Source organism: Bradyrhizobium vignae (genome assembly GCF_004114425.1).
In the GTDB taxonomy this organism is placed as follows: Bacteria; Pseudomonadota; Alphaproteobacteria; order Rhizobiales; family Xanthobacteraceae; genus Bradyrhizobium; species Bradyrhizobium vignae.
Map to the genome: position 1 here is coordinate 74,797 of NZ_RDQF01000008.1, position 17,927 is coordinate 92,723.

The following is a 17,927-nucleotide window of genomic DNA, read 5'->3' on the forward strand; positions in this document are numbered from 1 at the left end:
CTCGGCCCGCCTGATCAGGCCGGCGAGCTCCTCGGAGATGGGCATCGCGGGTTCCTTCGCAGTGCTGGCGAGCATGGACCTTTCGGCCGGAGCTGACAACGCTGAACGCTTCGGGACATTTTTGCGTTTGATCTATTGGGATAATATTGATTTCTGTTATTTGCAGGAGCCGGGCGCCTGTTGGTCCCGGCGAGCGAACGAGAGCCATCAGAGCCATGCATGACGTCGGCGACCAGCCGGTCCAAGGAGAGCGCCAGATCAAGACTCCGCTGATCATAGGAGTGGGCGCCTCGCCCGGTGCGCTGGACAGCATCGAGCGCTTCTTTGCCAAGCTGAGCTTAGGCGCCGATCAGGCCATCGTGCTGGCGCTTCAGCACCACGAGAGTTTTGACGAGCAACGGCTGCGCGGAATCGTGCGTGCGTCCAATGGCGGCAAGGTCGCCGATATCGGCGACGGCCACGCGATCGAAGGCGGCATGGTCTATCTGTGCCCGCCGGCGATGATTACCACGATCCAGAACAACCGGTTCGCGATTCGCAAGGCCGAACAGGCGCCCGGCGAGCGGGCCACGATCGACAGCTTCCTGGTCTCGCTGGCCGAGGAACGCTCCGAGCAATCGATCGGCGTCATTCTTGCCGGCACCGGCGGTGACGGCACGCTCGGCACGGCGACGCTCAAAGATCACGGCGGCCTCGCCATCGCCGAAAGGGTAGCGAGCCAGGACGAGGCTGAGCATCTGCGCAACGGCAACACGCCCGCCGCCATCGCCGACTATGTGCTGCCGCCGGAAGATATTCCCGAGCACATCCAGGTCTATGCCCGTCATCTCAGGCGTCTGGAAGAGAAGCAGGGCTTCGATGAGGTGCTCGCAGCGGCCGCGTCGTCGCTGTCGCGCATTGCCGACATCCTGCGCAACAAGACCGGCAATGATTTCCACGGCTACAAGCAGAACACCTTCCTGCGCCGCGTGCAGCGGCGCATGCAAGTGGTCCAGATCGATGACATCGCTGCCTATGTCGATTACTTGCGGAACGACAAGGACGAGGCCCAGCACCTCTTCAATGATCTCTTGATCGGGGTCACCGAATTCTTCCGCGACAAACGCGAATTCGAGGTGCTGGAGACCCAAGTCATCCCGAAGATCTTCGAGGGCAAGGGTGCGGGGCAGCAGGTGCGCGTCTGGGTGCTCGGCTGCGCCACCGGCGAGGAGGCCTATTCGATCGGCATCCTCCTGCGCGAGCATATGGCGCGGATGGAATCCGCGCCGCAGGTGCAGATCTTCGCCACCGACATCGACGGACGGGCGCTGGCGACCGCACGGGTGGGGCGCTACCGTACCAATATCGAGGCAGAGGTGACGAGCGAGCGCCTGGCGCGCTGGTTCGTGCGCGAGGGCGACACCTATTGCGTGGTGAAGGAGCTGCGCGAGATGTGCATCTTCTCGCAGCACAACGTCATCAAGGACGCGCCGTTCTCCAAGCTCGACCTCGTCTCCTGCCGCAATCTGCTGATCTATCTCAATGCCGAGCTGCAGAACCGGGTGATCCCGCTGTTCCACTTCGCGTTGCTGCCGGACCGCTATCTGTTTCTCGGAAATTCCGAGAACGTGACGCGGCACCCGAAGCTGTTCGCGCCGGTCGACCGACGGGCGCGCATCTTCAAGAAGCTGGAAACCGGAACGCGGCTGCCGCCGGAATTTCCGATCACGACGGTGGCGGGCAGGGTGCCGGCCGAAGTGCCGGCGCCGCGCTCGTTCGGTCCCGACGTCGGGCTGGAGCGGCGCGCCCAGCGCATCGCAGAGCGCTATGCGCCGGCCTACGTCATCACCGATGACAATTTCCAGATTTTGCACTTCTCGGGGCGCACCGGCCGCTATATCGAGCCGACGGCGGGTGCCGCCTCGCTCGACCTGCTTCAGCTCGTGCACCGCGATCTGCGCCTCGAACTGCGCACCGCGCTCAGCCGCGCTGTCGAGACCAACGAGCCCGTCCATGCCGAGCAGGTGCAACTCGGGGTGAACGGTCACCGTGTCGTGGTCGACATCACGGTCGAGCCGGTCCAGGACGGCGCGGGCGGTCACCGAAATTTCGTCGTGCTGTTCAAGGACGGCCCGGTCCGAATGATCGAGGCCGATCAGGGCAACCCCAACGCGCTGGTACGCACTGAGCATGTCGAGCGCCTCGAAACCGATCTGCGCGCCACGCGCGAGCGCCTTCAGGCGACCATCGAGGAACTGGAGAGCACCAACGAGGAGCTGAAATCCTCGAACGAGGAATACCAGTCGCTCAACGAGGAGCTTCAGTCGGCTAACGAGGAGCTGGAGACCTCGCGTGAGGAATTGCAGTCGGTCAACGAGGAGCTGACCACCGTCAACGGCGAGCTGGCCCACCGTGTTCAGGAATTGACGCGCGCCACCAGCGACCTCAAGAATTTCCTCGAGAGCACGCAGATCGCGACTGTATTCCTCGACAATGATTTGCGCGTGATGAACTTCACGCCCGCGATCACGCACCTGCTGCATCTCGTCGAAACCGATACGGGCCGGCCGATCAGCCATATCAAGGCGCGCATCCCGATCGAGGAGCTCTATGACGACGTCCGCCGCGTGCTGCGCACGCTGGCGAGCGTCGAGCGCGAGCTGACCGCGCCTGACAGCGGCACCCGTTACATCGTGCGTATCCTGCCTTACCGCAGCATCGACAATTTCATCGCGGGCGTCGTCATCACCTTCATTGACGTCACCGCGATCACTCGCGCCGAGGAGCGCCAGCGCCTGCTGCTGGCCGAGCTCCAGCACCGCGTTCGCAACACGCTCGGTGTGGTGCGGTCGATCGCCCGCCGCTCGGCGGAAACGAGCTCTACCGTGGAGGAATACGCCTCTCATCTCGATGGTCGTCTCAACGCTTTTGCCCGCACCCAGGCGCTGGTGACCCGAGATCCCGAAGGCGGCGTCGATCTCGAATATCTCGTGATCGAGGAGCTGCTTGCCTACGATGCCCGCGAAGGCGAGCAGATGCGGGTCTCCGGGCCGACGGTGCGCTTCCAGCCCAAGGCGGCGGAAACCTTCGCACTCGCGATCCACGAGCTCGCGACCAATGCGCTCAAATACGGCGCCCTGAGCCAGCCGACCGGTCACATTGAAGTGACCTGGCGCGTCGATGAGAGCGTTGAGCCCGCGGAGCTGGTGTTCGAATGGCGGGAGCGCGGCGGGCCGCCCGTGACCCCGAGGCCTCGAAAAGGATTTGGTACCGATCTTCTGGAGCGTACGCTGGCATTCGAGTTCAAGGGCCAAACCAAGATGATATTCAACCCTGCGGGGCTGCAATGCACAATCACCGTCCCGCTGAGCAAGCGCGCCTTCCACACACCCGTGGTGGCGGCCTGATGCCGTTGTCGACGGTCGATCGCAGCGCATTGCAGCCGGTCATTCGCCGGCTGAGCGCGCTGAGGCCGTTGTCGACCGAGGCCCGCGCATCGCTCGAATATGCCATGCTCGAAGGCCTCCAACGTGCCGGAGCGGGCGAGGACCTGATCTCCGAGGGCGACCCTGTCGATAGCGTCCGCGTCGTCCTGTCCGGCTGGCTCTGTCGCTACAAGACGCTCGAGGATGGGCGACGCCAAATCGTCAATTTCATCTTCCCGGGCGAGAGTTGCGATGCGCATGCGTTCCTGCTCCCGGTGATGGATCATTCCATCGCGACGATGACGCCTGTGGTCTACAGCGAGATCAAGCGCGCGCGCTTCGAGAGCCTGATGGCAGGCGACCGTTCGCTCGCGGAGGCGTTCTGGTGCGAGACCCTCGTCAACATCGCCATTCAACGCGAATGGGCGATCAATCTCGGCCGTCGCGTGGCGGTTGAGCGCGTCGCCCATCTGTTCTGCGAAACGTTCGAGCGGCTTCGCGTCGTGGGGATGGTCGACGGCAATTCCTGCGTCATGCCGGTGACGCAAATGGATCTCGCGGATGCCACGGGCTTGTCCGTCGTTCACCTCAATCGGACTCTTCAGGAGCTGCGCGCGTCGGGGCTCATCATCCTGCGCGAGCGGATGCTGACCATCCCAGACCTCGATGCGCTCAAGAACGCGGCGCTATACTCGCCGAGCTATCTGCAGCTCTATCGAGGAGACTGAAGCGACGCGATGAAGCCGGCCTTCGTTATCGGGACCCGCTTCGTCGGTGACATCCCGCCGGAACGTCGCCGGAGCGGCCCCCTTGCGATCATCGCGGTCTGCGGGGCTGTCTGTCCTGCGCACCCTCACCTTGTTCGCTTGGAAAAGGCTCGTGAGTTCGTCGGCCGAGAAACGTATCCGGTCGGGGAAGCGTCAATACCTCCCACGATTCACGGATGGCCTTGCGAACCTGCTCCGCGTGCTTCTCGTCGGACGCCAAAGGATAGTGAGACTGCTTCGCCATCGGGCGCTCCCCGGATGATCATGCAGGCGGGAGCACCCTACGTCTCTCAGCCACCGGCGCCTACGGGCGGGGCGTTAGCCGGTGATGAACTGACCATACACCTGCCGCGGCGTTTCGGCCAAGGAAATCGGGGATCTGCCGGTCAATTCCCGTTCCGGACATCGATCATAGGTTGAGAAACCGTCCGAGAGGGGTTGTGAAGGCTTGATCCAAGTTAATGAGCGAGGCTCTTTGAGCGATTGGCGCAATATGAGTAACCTATGCAAGAGAGTGCCGTTGAACTCTGTTGCATCATGGCTGATGCCTGATTCCCTGTTTGCCCGCGCTAGACGTGCTATCGAGGAGAGCCGCGCCCTTCGGGAGCAGCATAGACAGGCTGCGGGTCACTACGGCGAAACCGTGAACGATTTGCGTTTGGCCATCATGGACAGCGCCATGCTTCGCTCGGAGATCAAGGCGCGCCGGGACAACGAGGAACCATAGCTCCGGTCTTTTCGCAGAAACGGGCAACCGTTCCTCCCCCACAACGTTGACCGTCTGCCAGGCTGCGCGGCTCGGCACCCGCCAGACGTCAGAACGCAACGGCGCGCTCGACCTCGTGCACCAGGGAGAACGCCTGATGACGACGCGACATCGGTTCAAGCATATAGAGACTCTGGAGGCGCGGCTCGCCGCCGAGGCGGAGCGACTGCGCCAACAAGCGAGCACGCTTCCGCCCGGCGCCGCGCGCGACGAGATGTTGCGCAAGGCGCGCCAGGCGGAAACAGGGTCTCAGATGAGCGAGTGGCTGCGGTCGCCGGGCCTGCAGCCGCCCGAATAGATTGTCTGCCATGATGATCCGCCTTCAAGTCGTCTTTGAATATGCGCGTTGACATTTCGGTTCCGGCGCGGTCCGGATCTCGCTCGCGCGAACTCATGCAGCGTTAACTTATTGAAATGCCGGAACCGGCTGTTGCGGCGGAAGCTACAAACGTTGCCGGGCTGGGCCGCCCCAGCCGGTAAGCGAATTGAGTGGCAATAGAATTTGGGCCCCGGCGCCAGATCCCCCGCCGGGGCTGATTTCCTTCCAACCGATTATCCGCGACAGTGCAAATGACCGCCAAACGTAACCGCAGGAAACAGACCCAATCGCTCCAGGAGCGGCTGGCCGCCTTCGCCGAAAACGCCCGCGAGCGCGCCCGCACCCTGCCGCCGGGCAGGGAACGTGAGATGCTGCTGCAACGCGCCAAACAGAACGAAGTCACCTCGAACCTGACAGACTGGTTGAGCGCGCCCGTCTCCCCAAGACGAGGACAAACATGATGGGGAGCATCAAGCATTACCGCGCGTTTCAGATCGATCCTGATGGGCACGTGTTCGGATGCATCAATCTGGTCTGCGACGATGATGAGCAGGCCAAGCGCGAAGCGGCCGCGCTCGTGCTGGTCCATCGCATCGAGCTGTGGCGGCTCGACCGGCGGATCGCGCAATTCGACGTGCCGCAGGAGCCTGCTCGCGGGTAGAGCCCTGGGAACCCCGCGCTGCGCGCCGGGTTGGTCGAATGATATCGACCTCGCCAGGAGCCAGCATGACGGACGCCGACGTTCGCAAGGGGATGCCACCCGTCAAGCTGTCGCGCGAGGAGTTCGAGCGCCGCTACAAGCGTCAGTTCGTCGATCCCGCCTTTGCCCCGCTCGGACGGGAGCTCGATACGATCACCGCTGCGGCCTGGGACGCCTACAGCCATTCGCGCAAGGCGCCGTTGACGCGGAAGGCGGGCCCAGGCTTCTCCGATCCCGACTACGATCTTGCCGTCGACTGGCTCGATGCGCGCGCAAAAATCCTGGAGGCGCAGCGGCGGCACGACGATGCCGACGAGACGCCGCGCATTCTCCTCATCAACGGCTCGACCCGCAGCGAGCACACCTGTCCCGGCGAGATGTCCAAGACCTGGCGGCTGGTCAAGCTGGCCGAGCCCGTCCTCGTCGAGATGGGATTTGCCGTCGACATCCTCGATCTGTCGCGCCTCGCCTCGGAGTTCGGCAAGACCATTCATCCCTGCAAGACCTGTGTCGGCACCGCCATGCCGCTCTGCCACTGGCCGTGCAGCTGCTATCCGAACTATTCACTGGGGCAGACTGGCGACTGGATGAACGAGATCTATCCGCTCTGGGTTGCGGCCCACGGCATCCTGATCGTGGCGCCGGTGAACTGGTATCATGTGCCCACCGGGCTCAAGGCGATGATGGACCGCATGGTCTGCGCCGATGGCGGCAATCCCGATCCGACTGCGACCCACGGCAAGAATGCCGCTGAGGCCAAGGCGCTGGAGCTGAAGGGCTGGTCCTATCCGCGCCATCTCGCCGGCCGTCACTTCGGCGTCGTCGTTCACGGAGATGCGGTCGGCGCCGCGGGCGTGCGCCGGGCGTTGTCGGATTGGTTGACCGACATGCAGCTGATCTCGGCGGGCCGCTACGCCGAGCTCGACGGCTATGTCGGCTATAGGGAGCCATACGCCACCTCGCATCGCGATCTCGATGAGGACAGCGAATTCCAGCACGAGGTGCAGAATGCGGCGCGTGCGCTCGGCAACGCAGTCCGGCTGGCAAGGAGCGGGCGTTTCGGCGATCCCGGTGCCGGTCTTGTGGACCCCAAACCCAAATGACCGGCGCGCCGCCGCTTGAATGCCTGATCGTCGGAGGCGGCCCGGCCGGGCTGATGGCCGCGATCTATCTGGCGCGCTTCCGCCGCCGCGTCTGCGTCGTGGACACTGGCGCGAGCCGGGCGGCGCTGATCCCGCGCAGTCGCAATGTCCCGGGCTTCGTCCACGGCCTGTCCGGCACGGAGCTGATCGAAAGGATGTCGGCCCAGCTGGACGAGCTCGCCGTCACGCGCGTGGACGCCGAGGTCACCGACTTGCAACGACACGATCGTGGTTTTCTGGCGAGCTGGAATGGCGGCGCGCATGCAGCCGCCACCGTCGTCCTCGCCTGCGGGATCGTCGATACCCATCCGCCGTTCGACGAATGGCGCGCCGCCGTCGCGGATGGGCTCTTGCGCTACTGCCCGATCTGCGACGCCTTCGAGGCGACCGGCCGCCGCATCGGCGTCATCGGCCCGCTGGCGCGTGCTGCGGGCAAGGCGCTGTTCCTGCGCGGCTATTCGCGCGACGTGACGCTGCTCGCAACCGAGCCGGATGACGATCGGGCCGCAACGTCACGGCTGGCCGAGGCGGGCGTGGAGGTCGTGCGTGCGCCCGATCTGCGTTTGCAGCGGAGAGGCGATGGCATCGAAGCGGTCTTCGCCGACGGCCGCACGGCGCAATTCGACATGATCTATCCCGCGATGGGCGCTGAGGTGCGCTCCCAGCTCGCGATGGCGCTGGGTGCCGAGCATACCGTTGAGGGTTATCTGAAGGTCGACGACCATCAGCGCACGTCGATCCGCGGGCTCTACGGCATCGGCGACGTCGTCACCGACCTGCACCAGATCTCGGTCTCGTTCGGCCACGCCGCAATTGCCGCCTGCACCATCCACAACAGCGTGCCGGCGCGATTGGCGTGAGAAGCGGAGTATCGGACATTGGCGAACATGGCGGCAGGATCATCCACGAAGACCTCTGTCTATGCGGCGCTGCTCGGCAATGTCCTCGTCGCGGTCACGAAGATCGGCGCCGCCGCATGGACGGGAAGTTCGGCGATGACGAGCGAGGCGGTGCATTCGCTCGTCGATACGACCAACGAGATCCTGCTGCTCTATGGCTACCGGCGCGCGGCCCGTCCACCCGACGAATCCCATCCGCTTGGCTACGGCCGGGAGCTGTATTTCTGGAGCTTCATCGTTGCGCTGCTCATCTTCGCGCTGGGCGCCGGCGTCTCGCTGTTTCAGGGCATTCTGCACGTCGCCGCGCCCGAGCCGATCGAAGATCCCATCGTCAGCTTCGTGGTGCTCGGCCTGTCATTCCTGTTCGAAGGCGGCTCCTGGCTGATTGCCCTGCGGCGCTTCAGGTCGGACGCCGAGCGGTTTGGTTACTATCAGGCTTTCGTCCGCAGCAAGGATCCTCCGGCTTTCATGGTGCTGCTCGAGGACAGCGCGGCGCTGCTCGGTATCGCGATCGCCGCCGCGGCCACTGCAGCTGCCGTATGGCTGGACCAGCCGGTCTGGGACGGGGTTGGTTCGATCCTGATCGGGCTGTTGCTGGCGACCGCGTCCGTCGCGCTCGCGCGCGAAAGCAAGAGCCTTCTGATCGGCGAGCCTGCAGATCCGGAGCTTGCGCGCTCCATCCTAGAGGTGGCAAGGCGCTCGCCCGGCGTGCTCAGGGCCAACGGCCTCCTGACGGTGCAGCTATCGCCGGCCGAGGTCGTGGTGGCCTTGAGCATCGAGTTCGCCGACGACAAGCGCGCCGACGATATCGAGCAGTGCGTCGTTTCGATCGAGACCGAGATCCGCAGGCGCCATCCGAGCGTGGCGGCGCTGTTCATCAAGCCGCAGACCGATGCCCGCTACCGGGCGGCGCGGGCGCGGCGTTTCGGCTAGAGCCGCATCATGTGGTTCCAGGTCGTCACAATCGGGGGGAGGGCAGGAACGATGAAAGCGTCGCCTTGGTTGAGTTGAGCAGGGGCGGCATGGACGCGCAACTTGGGAGAGAACGGATGGCCCGATCCGAAGAGATGACCCGCTGCATCGAACTCTGCATGAGCTGCTACCAGACATGCCTCGGCACGGCGATGAACCACTGCCTCGAGACAGGCGGCAAGCACGTCGAGCCAGAACACTTCCGCCTGATGATGGCCTGCGCGGAGATGTGCCGGACCGCCGCGCATTTCATGCTGATAAACACGCCGCACCACAAGCATACATGCGCTGAGTGCGCCGAAATCTGCGGCGAATGCGCCGAGGATTGCGCGCGGATCGGCGGCATGGACGAATGCGTCGCGATCTGCCGCTCCTGCGCGCAATCGTGCCGCGCAATGGCGGCGTGAGGAGGGGCCCATGCTGGAAGAAAAGCTCAAGGAAGCGATCGTCGGCGAGTTGCAGCGTCAGGCCGCCGACCGGCCGCAATCGCTCATGGTCCAGGGCGCGAACGATGGAAACCGCTCGGAGGAGCTGACCGTCAACGGCAAGATCGACCTTGGCGCGCTGGTCATGGTGATCGCGGGATCGGTCGCGGGCGGGCCCTAAAGCATGATCCGGAAAAGTGCGAAGCGGTTTTCCGGAAAGATCATGCGTAAACAACAAGCTTAAGCGCGATGACGATTCATCCAAATCTCATCGCGCTTTAGCCATACTCCTCGCCGATGCCGTATTCCCGGTAGATCTCCAGCGGGTCGAGCTCGGGAAACAGGCGGCATTTGGCCTGCGCCAGGTGCAGGCTCACCGCCGCCGGCTCCTTGCCGTTCGCGAGCAGCTTGCGGATGTCCTCCATATGGGCGTTCGGCCGGTGCTTCGGCTCGAGCTGCTCCAGCGCGACCAGGGCGGTCGCGAGCGCCTCGGTCAGCACCCAGTCATCGTGGCCCGTGATTCCCTTTTTCGACATCGGCAGACCCCAGATGTGGCGGCAGCTCCCAAGTCTATCGCGACTTCGGCCAAATCGCCATTGAGCCGTTGCGGCCGCCGGCGCCGCCATGGACCGGCGACGTGCTCCGGCTTGCATTATGGCCGCGTGTGGCTAAAAGGCGGCGGGTGCGGGGCGATCGTATCTCTGTCGAAATAAACTTGGCGTAGACGGGCCTGCACGGCATCCAGGCCGGCTGTTCCGGTTTGGCCCCTGATCCCGTACGCGCAACGATCCGATTGCGCTACCCCTCAAGGCTCGAGCGCGCATGGTCTTTCTCAGCTTCGTCTATCGCTTCTTCACCAACTTCGCCTTCATGGCGATGGTCTATTTCAGCCTGAACTTCATGGAGAAATATCAGAACCGGGCGATCATCGCGATCCTGGTGCTGGTCTATGCCGCCATGCGCGCGGCCTCGACGCTGCGCGCATTCTATTTCTTCCAGAAGATCGAGAAGCTGGAGGCCGAGACCAAGCGCCTCCAGGCTCCGATCAATGACGGTTCGGGCGGAACCACGGCGCGCAAGCAGGTCGTCGCCGACGTTGCGCGGCTGCGGCGCGACGGCGAGCTCAAGTCCTATATGGACCTGTTTTTCCTGGCGCTGATCGTGCTGCTCTGCGTCGCCGCCATCATGCGGCAGTGAGGGCTTAAACGCGCTTCTTCAGGCTGGCGACGCGGGTCGGGCGGGGCGTAGCGCGCTTGGAGGCCGCGTCCTTGACCGCAATCCCCTTGGCCGCAATCCCCTTGGCTGCAGTCACCTTGGCTGCAGTCCCCTTGGGTGCAATGTCGATGGGCTGCGCGGCATGATCCGGTGCCGCCGACGCTGTATGCGCCGTACGCCGTCCTTGCAGCTTGGCTGCCTTGCCCTTTGCTGCTTTGCCCTGTGCTGCCTTGCCCCTGGCCGCATGAGGTGGCTCGGCTGCCATCGCCAGCCGGGTTGCGGCACGCCGCGACAAGGTCGTCGACAGCAGCACCTCGACCGAGCCCTCCGGAATTGCGAACAGATCGCGGTCGGGCACGGGCAGGGTGGATGCGATATCCATCTGCCCCTTGGTCCGGCGCGGCAGCAGCGGCTGATGCTCGGTCTGCGCATTGAGATCGGCCAGCGCGGGCGCCGGCAGCATCCGGGTCTGCGTGAATACGAAATTCGGCACGCGCGGCCAGCGTGCGATCGGCGTCGTTTCGGTCGGCGGATGCAGCAGCCATTCCACCGCCGTGGTCGGCGTCGCCGGCCGCTCGGCGGTCGCGGGCACCACATGGACGATGCGATAGCCGCGCGCCTTGAGGTCGCGGATGATCTTCGGCAGCGCCGCCACGGTGCGGGCCTGGATGTCGTGCAGCAGCAAAATGCCCTTGCCCTTGGCCTCCAGCCGCTGGATCGCGAGCTGGTAGACGCGGTCGGACGATACGTGCCGCCAGTCGTCGGCCGGAAAGTCGGCGCTCCACACCTGGATGCCGCGCGAGATCAGAAGGTTCTCGACGCCCTCGGCGCGCATCAGGCCGGGAATGCGGAAGAACGGGGCGAGCTGGGACGGATCGGTCATCGCGGCCGAGGTCCATTCGATGCCGCCGTTGATCTCGGCCTCGGCCTTTTCGATCGGCATCCGGTCGAAGGTCAGCGGATGGTCCATGCTGTGGGTGCCGACGGTGTGGCCCGCCGCGACCAGCTTGCGCACGCCTTCCGGATTGGCCTTGGCCTGGTTGCCGATGATGAAGAAGGTCGCCTTGATGCACTCGTCGGCGAGGATCTTGAGGACCTGGTTGGAATATTTCGGCAATGGACCATCGTCGAAGGTCAGGACGACCTCATGGTCCTTCAGCGGCAGCGTCTCGCGGTACTGCATGGTGCCGATGCGCGGATGCTCGCGCGGATCGACCACGAGGGTGCGGGACGTCCCGAGCGCGTCCGGGTGACCGGGGCAGTCGGCTGCATAAGCTGCCGGCGCGCCCACGGTCAGCAATCCCAGACAGAGGACGATCCACGATCGCGTCCGAACTACAACGCTACTTCCGATCATGAACCCGGTCTGCCCTCATAAGCGATTGCCGCCATTCTAGGTCGGAGCTGCACCGAAACGGTTCAGGCGCACGTCCCCTCCATGTTTGCACGGCGTAGCATGAACAGAGTGTTAATAGGGCCAAAATCACCCCATTTTGCGCCGGCGTGACATTCCGGGATCAGCGCGCATCGGCATTCTTCGGCGGCGCGCCGGCCGCCACGACGTGAACCACGCGAAAGCCGTTCTCTCTCAGATACCGCAGAAAGGCCGGCATGATCGCCGCCGTGCGCGCCTTGGGGTCGTGGAAGAGGATGATACCCTTGCCGCTAGCCGCGAGGCGCTCCGTGACGAGCTTCAACTCCTGTTCCGGCGTCATCTCGTTCCAGTCGCTGGCCCAAAGATCGGCGCCGAACACGACGATGCCGCGCGACTGGAGCAGGTCGAGCTGCGCTTGCGTCCCCTCGAAATAGGGGAAGCGGAAGAACGGCGTCGATGGTGTCGTCGTCGACACCCCGTGCAGCGCCATCTCGTCGGCCGCGATGCCGCGGTCGATCTCGCTCCTGGCCTTGTCGAACGGGATCCGCGCCATGAACGGATGCGAGAAGGTGTGGTGGCCGATGGTGTGGCCTTCGCGCGCGATCCGCTTGACCATCTCGGGGTGTTCGGTGGCGTGCAGACCAATCAGGAAGAAGGTTGCGCGCACGCACTCCTGCGCCAGCGCCGCCAGCACCTTCGATGTCGTCGGCGGGTAGGGGCCGTCGTCGAAGGTCAGCACGACCTCGTGATCGGCCAGCGGCAGCGTCTGCGGAAAGCTCTTCAAGCCGACGCGCGGATAGGTCTTGGCGTCGACGCTGAGGATGCGCGAGGTACCGAGCGCGTCCTTGCGCGGGCACTCGGCGGCATCCGTCGAGACGATGCCGACGACGAGCGCACCCGCCATCATCGAGGTCCACCTCAGTTGGAGCATCTTTGTCATTGCGCTCGGAGTTGCCTTGTGGGTATTGCCTGATCGTCAGCCCAGATCACTCGTTCCACCTGTCAAACGGCGAGGCGCGCCATGGACGAACATATGGACGTTGCCCCTACCGCTTCGGATTCGGTACTCGACCACGTGCCGATGCGCAATGAAGACGGCGAAATTCGTCACGAATTCGTCGAGGAAATTGCCCATGCGATCGAGGCCGGCGACAGTGCGGCGCTGCGCGCCTGCGTCGCGGAGCTGCACGAGGCCGATCTCGGCGATTTGATCGGGGCATTGCAGCCCGACGCCCGCGTCCGCCTCGTCGAACTCACCGGCCGTGATTTCGACTTCTCCGCGCTGAACGAGGTCGACGAGACCGTGCGCGAGGAGATCCTCGAGGAGCTGCCGCCGGAGACGGTCGCCGAGGGTGTCCGCGAGCTCGAATCCGACGATGCGGTCGAACTCCTGGAAACCCTCGACGCCGCGGAGCAGGAGGAAATCCTCGAAAAGCTGCCGCTCAAGGAGCGCGTCGCGCTCGAGCGCAGCCTGCTGTATCCGGAGAACTCCGCCGGCCGCCGCATGCAGACCGAGTTCATCGCGGTGCCCCAGGATTTCACCGTGGGCCAGGCGATCGACTATATGCGCGAGACGCCGGATCTGCCCGACCGCTTTTACGAAATCTACGTCGTCGACAAGGACCAGCACTGGCAGGGCGCCGTGCCGCTCGATGTGCTCTTGCGCACGCGCCGGCCGGTGGCGTTGACCGAACTCACTGACGAGGACCGCCGCCGCGTTTCCGTCCTGGAGGACCAGGAAGAGGTGGCGCGCATGTTCGGCAAGTACAATCTCGTCGCCGCACCCGTGCTCGACACCCAGGACCGCCTCGTCGGCGTCATCACCGTCGACGACGTCGTCGACGTCATCGAGGAGGAGGCGGAAGAGGACCTCAAGGCGCTCGGCGGTGTCACCAGCGACGAAGAGCTGTCGGACACCGTCCTCACGATTGCGCGCGGCCGCTTCAACTGGCTGCTGGTGAACCTCGCCACCGCGTTCCTGGCGTCCTCCGTGCTCGGCCTGTTCGAGGGGCAGCTCGAGAAGATGGTGGCGCTCGCGGTGCTGGCGCCGATCGTGGCGAGCCAGGGCGGCAATGCGGCGACCCAGACCATGACGGTCGCGGTGCGGGCACTGGCGACGCGCGAGCTCGGCTCCTCCAATGCCTGGCGCGTGGTGCTGCGCGAGTCGCTGGTCGGCCTCGTCAACGGGCTCGCCTTCGCCGTGATCACGGGCATTGCCGCGGTGGCCTGGTTCAAGATCCCGGGCCTCGGCATCGTCATCGGGCTCGCCATCATCTGCAACCTCGTCGCCGGCGCGCTCGGCGGCATCCTGATCCCGATGGCGCTGGAGCGCGTGCGGGCGGACCCCGCGGTGGCGTCGGGCACGTTCGTGACCACCGTGACCGATGTGGTCGGCTTCTTCTCCTTCCTCGGCATCGCGACGCTCTGGTTCGGGTTGAAGTAGGGCCGGTTTGGGACCCCAGGCTCTCACCACGTCATTGCGAGCTTCGTCGCAAGGGCTCCTCGCAATGACGGAGGAGGCAGCGGGGGCATCCTCACTCTCGTGTCCTGGCTGCGCAGCGTTTGGGGGCACGAGACAATCTTTAATCCGAACTTAAGCGACCTGCCGCATCATCGCTGCGCTTGGGGGACTGGACATGCGGTTGCGGCTGAAGGCGGACGGACGGGTCGTTGAATTGCGGGACGGACAGGAGTTTCCGGTCCAGCCGTCGGCGGTCGAGCTTGCGGCCAATGCCGCGCCGGCCGACACCTCTTCGCTCGCGGTGCGCGATTTGCGCCGCCGCGCCTGCCTGACCCAGATGGAGTTCGCGGCCAAGCTCGGCGTTCCCGTCGAGACCATCCGCAACTGGGAGCAGGGCAAGCGTGCTCCTCGGGGGCCGGCCCGCGCGCTGCTCGCGGTGATCGCGCATGCGCCCGATACCGTGTTCCAGGCGCTCGCCAAGGCGTGACGTCAAGGCCTGAAGCCTCGCGCGAACCTCCGGTTAGCATTGCCCTGAACATCCGTCCCGATAGCACTGACGTCCGTTGGCAACCATCCCGGACGAGGTCCATAATGTCGACGGGGCTGCCGCAACAGAGGGGATTCCTCATGCTGTTCGTAGAGGCCAATGGTGCAAGGATTCCGGCGATCGGGCTCGGGACCTGGGAGCTTGAAGGGCGCACCTGCGCGCGCGTGGTCGAGCAGGCGCTGCGGCTCGGCTATCGCCACCTCGACACCGCGCAGGCCTACGACAATGAGCGCGAGGTCGGCGATGGCTTGCGCGCCTCCGGCGTGCGTCGCGATGAAGTGTTCCTCACGATGAAGGTCTGGACCAACCATTTCGCGCCCCACGATCTCGAACGCTCGGTCAAGGAGAGCCTCGCACGCCTGCGGCTTCCCTCCGTCGATCTGCTGCTGCTGCACTGGCCCAATCCCCACGTGCCGCTGGCGGAGACGCTTGGAGCGCTGTCGCATGCAAAGACGATGGGCCTGACGCGCCACATCGGTGTCTCCAATTTCACGGTGGCGCTGATCGAGCAGGCGGTGGCGGCCTCGCCGGAGCCGCTCGTCTGCAACCAGGTCGAGTATCATCCTTATCTCGACCAGGCGAAGGTGAGGGCGGCCTGCGACCAGCACGGCCTCGCGCTGGTCGCCTACAGCCCGATCGCCAAGGGCCGCATCAAGACCGACCAGAGGCTTGCCGAGATCGGGCGCATCCACCGCAAGACGCCGGCGCAGGTCTGCCTGCGCTGGCTGGTGCAACAGAATGTCGCTGCGATCCCGCGCACCTCGCGCGTCGAGCGCCTGTCGGAAAACATCGAGATCTTCGATTTCGAGCTGTCGGAGGAGGAGATGAGCCGGATCGCCGCGCTCGCCACCCCGAAGGGACGCCTGACCGACTTTGGCTTCGCGCCGAAATGGGATTGAGAGGGACCCGCGGTATGCTAGGACCGCGACGGCAACCCAAGATCGGTCGATGGAACTGCGGAAGATCATACGGACGGACATTGCGGCCTCGGCGATCGCGCATCTGACGCTGGTGGCGCTGATCGTTTTGATCAGCGAGGTCCATCCGTTTCACGCCGCGCCGTCCGAGACTGTCACGGTCGACATCGTCACGCCGGAGCAGGTGAAGCAGGAGGAAGCCAAGGCCGAGGAGAAGGAAGCGGCGAAGGAGAAGCCGCCCGAGCCGCTTCCCGACCTGAAGCTGCCCAAGCTCGATCTCAACGACAAGGCGGACACAGCGTTGAAGTCTGCGGCCGAGCAGCAGACTGCGGCACCATCGTCGTCACCGCACGCCTCGCCCGAGCCACAGCAGAAGCAGCCGCAACCCGCACAGGCGTCGAAGCAGCACGAGGCCAACGTGCAACCGCAGCCGCAGTCTCAGCCGCAGCAGCACTCTCAGCCGACGCCGCAAACGCCGCCTCAGGCGATGCCGCAGCAGCAGGCTGCGCCGCCGGCCTATCAGGCGCCCCAGCCCGACGTCACAGTCAAATACGGGGTCATGCTGGGCCTGCCGCCCGAGCTGCCGCCCGAGCCGAAGGATGCCCCCAAGGACGATGGCGGCGACGCCAAGGATTCGATCGCGGCCAGGTTGCCGGCCGAAGTCATCGCGGCACTCCGTCGTCATTTGCGAAGTTGCGCAAAGCTGCCCGCCGGGGTCGCGCCGAGCGACAACGTCCGTGTCAAGCTGCGCGCGGTGTTCGCCACCGACGGCACGCTGGCGCGCGAGCCCATCCTGATCGAAGCGCCGCCGTCCGCGAAAGGCGTGGCCATCGTCAAGTCTGCAATGAGCGCGCTCCAGAACTGCCAGCCCTACAAGATGCTGCCGGCCAATTTGTATGGGGAATGGAAGGTGCTGGACCTGCCGTTCAGCCCGAAGGATTTTGGGTCGTAGCGCTCCCGCCATCGTGCCTGTGTCGCCCTCTGTCAATCCCATCACGCAAATTCCGCGGCGGGATTCTGGATTGCTTCGTCGCAAGGGCTCCTCGCAATGACGAGGAGGAGAGAGCGTGGACCACACGCCTCTCGCGTGCCCCGGACGCAGCGCAGCGCTCCTTCAGCGTGCGCTGCAGAGCCGGGGCCCATGTCGCCGCGCCCGTGCCGTGTTGCTCGGGGTCCCGGCTCTGCGCCGCAACGCTTCGCGCGTTGCAGCCTGTCCGGGACACGAGAGATCAATGACTGCGCTTCATCCCCTCATCAAGGTTGACCTCCGGCGCCATCGCGGCCCACGCGCTCGACGCGAACTGCCTGCGCCAGGTCACGACCACCACGGCTGCGGTGGTGACGAACAGCACCCATGGGCTGACGAACCAGCCGAGATAGCCGAGCGCGAAGAAGAAGGCGCGCTGGCCGCGATTGAAATGGCGGCCGGCGGATTCGAACAGGCGCGAGGTGCGGATGACGTGGGCTTCGGCCTCCGGCGTGTCGCGCCGGTTGGCCGGCGGCATGCCGCCGAACAGGATCGCGACATAGTTGAACAGGCGATAGGCCCAGGCGAATTTGAAGAAGGCGTAGACGCAGATCAGCACGAGGCCGACGCATTTGAGCTCCCACAGCGCGGGCGAGGTGCTGAGGTCGATCGGCAGCTTGCTCAGGATCGTGATCGCGTCGTTGGTGGCGTGCAGCAGCGCCAGCGCGCCGCCGAGCGCGAACAGGCTGGTGGAGGCGAAGAAGGCGGTGCCGTTCTGGAGCGAGGCCATGATCTGCATGTCGACCATGCGCGTGTCGCGGTCGAGCAGCCGGCGTACCCAGACCTCGCGATAGCCGTTCATGCGCGCCGACAGGCTGTCGCGGCCATAGGCCGAGTGCTCCAGCGTCAGGGCATAAATCAGCCATTCGATGATGAAGAAGCCGACGGCAGCGATGTCGACCCAATGCCTGCTCATGTCTTTCTCCTCGCAAGGACCGCAACGATTGCCACGCATGACGGGGCGCAGCAACGATTGATTGGCGGCAGGCGA

The 17,927-nt window shown here is 64.9% G+C and carries 20 protein-coding genes; 16 read left to right on the forward strand and 4 right to left on the reverse strand.

Annotation, left to right across the window (positions count from 1 at the left end):
- Positions 1-215: 215 nt before the first annotated feature.
- The 11 genes from EAV90_RS09325 (at position 216) to EAV90_RS09380 (ending at position 9,575) form a co-directional block, all read left to right on the forward strand.
- The gene (locus EAV90_RS09325; RefSeq protein WP_129143233.1) at positions 216-3,386 is read left to right on the forward strand and encodes a CheR family methyltransferase; all 3,171 of its coding nucleotides are present in this window, start codon (positions 216-218) and stop codon (positions 3,384-3,386) included.
- Positions 3,386-4,132, forward strand: coding sequence for a Crp/Fnr family transcriptional regulator (locus EAV90_RS09330; protein ID WP_122402819.1), 747 nt, complete (start codon positions 3,386-3,388; stop codon positions 4,130-4,132). The genes EAV90_RS09325 and EAV90_RS09330 overlap by 1 nt, the downstream gene beginning before the upstream one ends.
- Before the next feature lie 559 nt (positions 4,133-4,691).
- Entirely contained in the window at positions 4,692-4,898 is a 207-nt protein-coding gene (locus EAV90_RS09340; protein ID WP_244607976.1) for a hypothetical protein, read from the forward strand.
- A 136-nt stretch (positions 4,899-5,034) separates the two neighbouring features.
- Positions 5,035-5,235 (forward strand): hypothetical protein, encoded by a 201-nt coding sequence (locus tag EAV90_RS09345; RefSeq protein ID WP_122406619.1) that lies wholly within the window; start codon positions 5,035-5,037, stop codon positions 5,233-5,235.
- A gap of 272 nt (positions 5,236-5,507) precedes the next feature.
- A complete protein-coding gene (locus EAV90_RS09350) occupies positions 5,508-5,717 on the forward strand; it encodes a hypothetical protein (protein WP_122402822.1) in 210 nt (69 codons plus the stop codon).
- Positions 5,714-5,917, forward strand: a complete 204-nt coding sequence (locus EAV90_RS09355) for a hypothetical protein (RefSeq protein WP_244607977.1) — start codon at positions 5,714-5,716, stop codon at positions 5,915-5,917. The genes EAV90_RS09350 and EAV90_RS09355 overlap by 4 nt, the downstream gene beginning before the upstream one ends.
- Before the next feature lie 65 nt (positions 5,918-5,982).
- A complete protein-coding gene (locus tag EAV90_RS09360; RefSeq protein ID WP_122402824.1) occupies positions 5,983-7,059 on the forward strand; it encodes a flavodoxin family protein in 1,077 nt (358 codons plus the stop codon).
- Positions 7,056-7,958 carry an NAD(P)/FAD-dependent oxidoreductase gene (locus EAV90_RS09365; RefSeq protein ID WP_122402825.1) on the forward strand — a complete coding sequence of 301 codons (903 nt, stop codon included), beginning with the start codon at positions 7,056-7,058 and terminating at the stop codon, positions 7,956-7,958. Before EAV90_RS09360 ends, EAV90_RS09365 begins: the two co-directional genes overlap by 4 nt.
- 27 nt (positions 7,959-7,985) lie before the next feature.
- Positions 7,986-8,930 carry a cation diffusion facilitator family transporter gene (locus tag EAV90_RS09370; RefSeq protein WP_122402826.1) on the forward strand — a complete coding sequence of 315 codons (945 nt, stop codon included), beginning with the start codon at positions 7,986-7,988 and terminating at the stop codon, positions 8,928-8,930.
- 116 nt (positions 8,931-9,046) lie between these two features.
- On the forward strand, positions 9,047-9,376 hold the full coding sequence (locus EAV90_RS09375) for a four-helix bundle copper-binding protein (protein WP_122402827.1): 330 nt from the start codon (positions 9,047-9,049) through the stop codon (positions 9,374-9,376).
- A gap of 10 nt (positions 9,377-9,386) precedes the next feature.
- Complete coding sequence (locus tag EAV90_RS09380; RefSeq protein ID WP_129143234.1) at positions 9,387-9,575, forward strand: hypothetical protein; 189 nt, start codon at positions 9,387-9,389, stop codon at positions 9,573-9,575.
- 97 nt (positions 9,576-9,672) lie between these two features.
- On the opposite strand, the gene EAV90_RS39355 is transcribed toward EAV90_RS09380, so the two are convergent.
- Positions 9,673-9,930, reverse strand: coding sequence for a hypothetical protein (locus EAV90_RS39355; protein WP_174221578.1), 258 nt, complete (start codon positions 9,928-9,930; stop codon positions 9,673-9,675).
- 286 nt (positions 9,931-10,216) lie between these two features.
- Here EAV90_RS39355 and EAV90_RS09390 point away from each other — a divergent pair, with 286 nt between their 5' ends.
- Positions 10,217-10,591: a hypothetical protein gene (locus tag EAV90_RS09390; RefSeq protein WP_122402829.1), complete on the forward strand. Its 375-nt coding sequence runs from the start codon at positions 10,217-10,219 to the stop codon at positions 10,589-10,591.
- Between the two features lie 4 nt (positions 10,592-10,595).
- Here the strand turns inward: EAV90_RS09390 and EAV90_RS09395 are convergent, their stop codons facing one another.
- Complete coding sequence (locus tag EAV90_RS09395) at positions 10,596-11,966, reverse strand: polysaccharide deacetylase family protein (protein ID WP_122402830.1); 1,371 nt, start codon at positions 11,964-11,966, stop codon at positions 10,596-10,598.
- A 160-nt stretch (positions 11,967-12,126) separates the two neighbouring features.
- Positions 12,127-12,924 (reverse strand): polysaccharide deacetylase family protein, encoded by a 798-nt coding sequence (locus EAV90_RS09400; RefSeq protein ID WP_122402831.1) that lies wholly within the window; start codon positions 12,922-12,924, stop codon positions 12,127-12,129.
- An 81-nt stretch (positions 12,925-13,005) separates the two neighbouring features.
- Between EAV90_RS09400 and mgtE the strand changes: the two genes are divergently transcribed.
- The 4 genes from mgtE to EAV90_RS09420 all read left to right on the forward strand — a co-directional run bounded on the left by mgtE (position 13,006) and on the right by EAV90_RS09420 (position 16,861).
- On the forward strand, positions 13,006-14,427 hold the full coding sequence (gene mgtE, locus EAV90_RS09405) for a magnesium transporter (protein WP_122402832.1): 1,422 nt from the start codon (positions 13,006-13,008) through the stop codon (positions 14,425-14,427).
- A gap of 187 nt (positions 14,428-14,614) precedes the next feature.
- On the forward strand, positions 14,615-14,932 hold the full coding sequence (locus EAV90_RS09410) for a helix-turn-helix domain-containing protein (protein WP_122402833.1): 318 nt from the start codon (positions 14,615-14,617) through the stop codon (positions 14,930-14,932).
- 140 nt (positions 14,933-15,072) lie between these two features.
- Positions 15,073-15,891, forward strand: a complete 819-nt coding sequence (locus EAV90_RS09415) for an aldo/keto reductase (protein ID WP_122402834.1) — start codon at positions 15,073-15,075, stop codon at positions 15,889-15,891.
- A 49-nt stretch (positions 15,892-15,940) separates the two neighbouring features.
- Complete coding sequence (locus EAV90_RS09420) at positions 15,941-16,861, forward strand: hypothetical protein (protein ID WP_129143235.1); 921 nt, start codon at positions 15,941-15,943, stop codon at positions 16,859-16,861.
- Positions 16,862-17,138: 277 nt separating this feature from the next.
- On the opposite strand, the gene EAV90_RS09425 is transcribed toward EAV90_RS09420, so the two are convergent.
- The gene (locus tag EAV90_RS09425; RefSeq protein WP_122402836.1) at positions 17,139-17,852 is read right to left on the reverse strand and encodes a DUF599 domain-containing protein; all 714 of its coding nucleotides are present in this window, start codon (positions 17,850-17,852) and stop codon (positions 17,139-17,141) included.
- Between the last annotated feature and the right edge of the window lie 75 nt (positions 17,853-17,927).

Coding starts and splice junctions, on each gene's coding strand:
- EAV90_RS09325 (WP_129143233.1), top strand. CDS start 216: ATGCATGACGTCGGCGACCAGCCGGTCCAAGGAGAGCGCCAGATCAAG.
- EAV90_RS09330 (WP_122402819.1), top strand. CDS start 3,386: ATGCCGTTGTCGACGGTCGATCGCAGCGCATTGCAGCCGGTCATTCGC.
- EAV90_RS09345 (WP_122406619.1), top strand. CDS start 5,035: ATGACGACGCGACATCGGTTCAAGCATATAGAGACTCTGGAGGCGCGG.
- EAV90_RS09350 (WP_122402822.1), top strand. CDS start 5,508: ATGACCGCCAAACGTAACCGCAGGAAACAGACCCAATCGCTCCAGGAG.
- EAV90_RS09355 (WP_244607977.1), top strand. CDS start 5,714: ATGATGGGGAGCATCAAGCATTACCGCGCGTTTCAGATCGATCCTGAT.
- EAV90_RS09360 (WP_122402824.1), top strand. CDS start 5,983: ATGACGGACGCCGACGTTCGCAAGGGGATGCCACCCGTCAAGCTGTCG.
- EAV90_RS09365 (WP_122402825.1), top strand. CDS start 7,056: ATGACCGGCGCGCCGCCGCTTGAATGCCTGATCGTCGGAGGCGGCCCG.
- EAV90_RS09370 (WP_122402826.1), top strand. CDS start 7,986: ATGGCGGCAGGATCATCCACGAAGACCTCTGTCTATGCGGCGCTGCTC.
- EAV90_RS09375 (WP_122402827.1), top strand. CDS start 9,047: ATGGCCCGATCCGAAGAGATGACCCGCTGCATCGAACTCTGCATGAGC.
- EAV90_RS09380 (WP_129143234.1), top strand. CDS start 9,387: ATGCTGGAAGAAAAGCTCAAGGAAGCGATCGTCGGCGAGTTGCAGCGT.
- EAV90_RS39355 (WP_174221578.1), bottom strand. CDS start 9,930: ATGTCGAAAAAGGGAATCACGGGCCACGATGACTGGGTGCTGACCGAG.
- EAV90_RS09390 (WP_122402829.1), top strand. CDS start 10,217: ATGGTCTTTCTCAGCTTCGTCTATCGCTTCTTCACCAACTTCGCCTTC.
- EAV90_RS09395 (WP_122402830.1), bottom strand. CDS start 11,966: ATGATCGGAAGTAGCGTTGTAGTTCGGACGCGATCGTGGATCGTCCTC.
- EAV90_RS09400 (WP_122402831.1), bottom strand. CDS start 12,924: ATGACAAAGATGCTCCAACTGAGGTGGACCTCGATGATGGCGGGTGCG.
- mgtE (WP_122402832.1), top strand. CDS start 13,006: ATGGACGAACATATGGACGTTGCCCCTACCGCTTCGGATTCGGTACTC.
- EAV90_RS09415 (WP_122402834.1), top strand. CDS start 15,073: ATGCTGTTCGTAGAGGCCAATGGTGCAAGGATTCCGGCGATCGGGCTC.
- EAV90_RS09420 (WP_129143235.1), top strand. CDS start 15,941: ATGGAACTGCGGAAGATCATACGGACGGACATTGCGGCCTCGGCGATC.
- EAV90_RS09425 (WP_122402836.1), bottom strand. CDS start 17,852: ATGAGCAGGCATTGGGTCGACATCGCTGCCGTCGGCTTCTTCATCATC.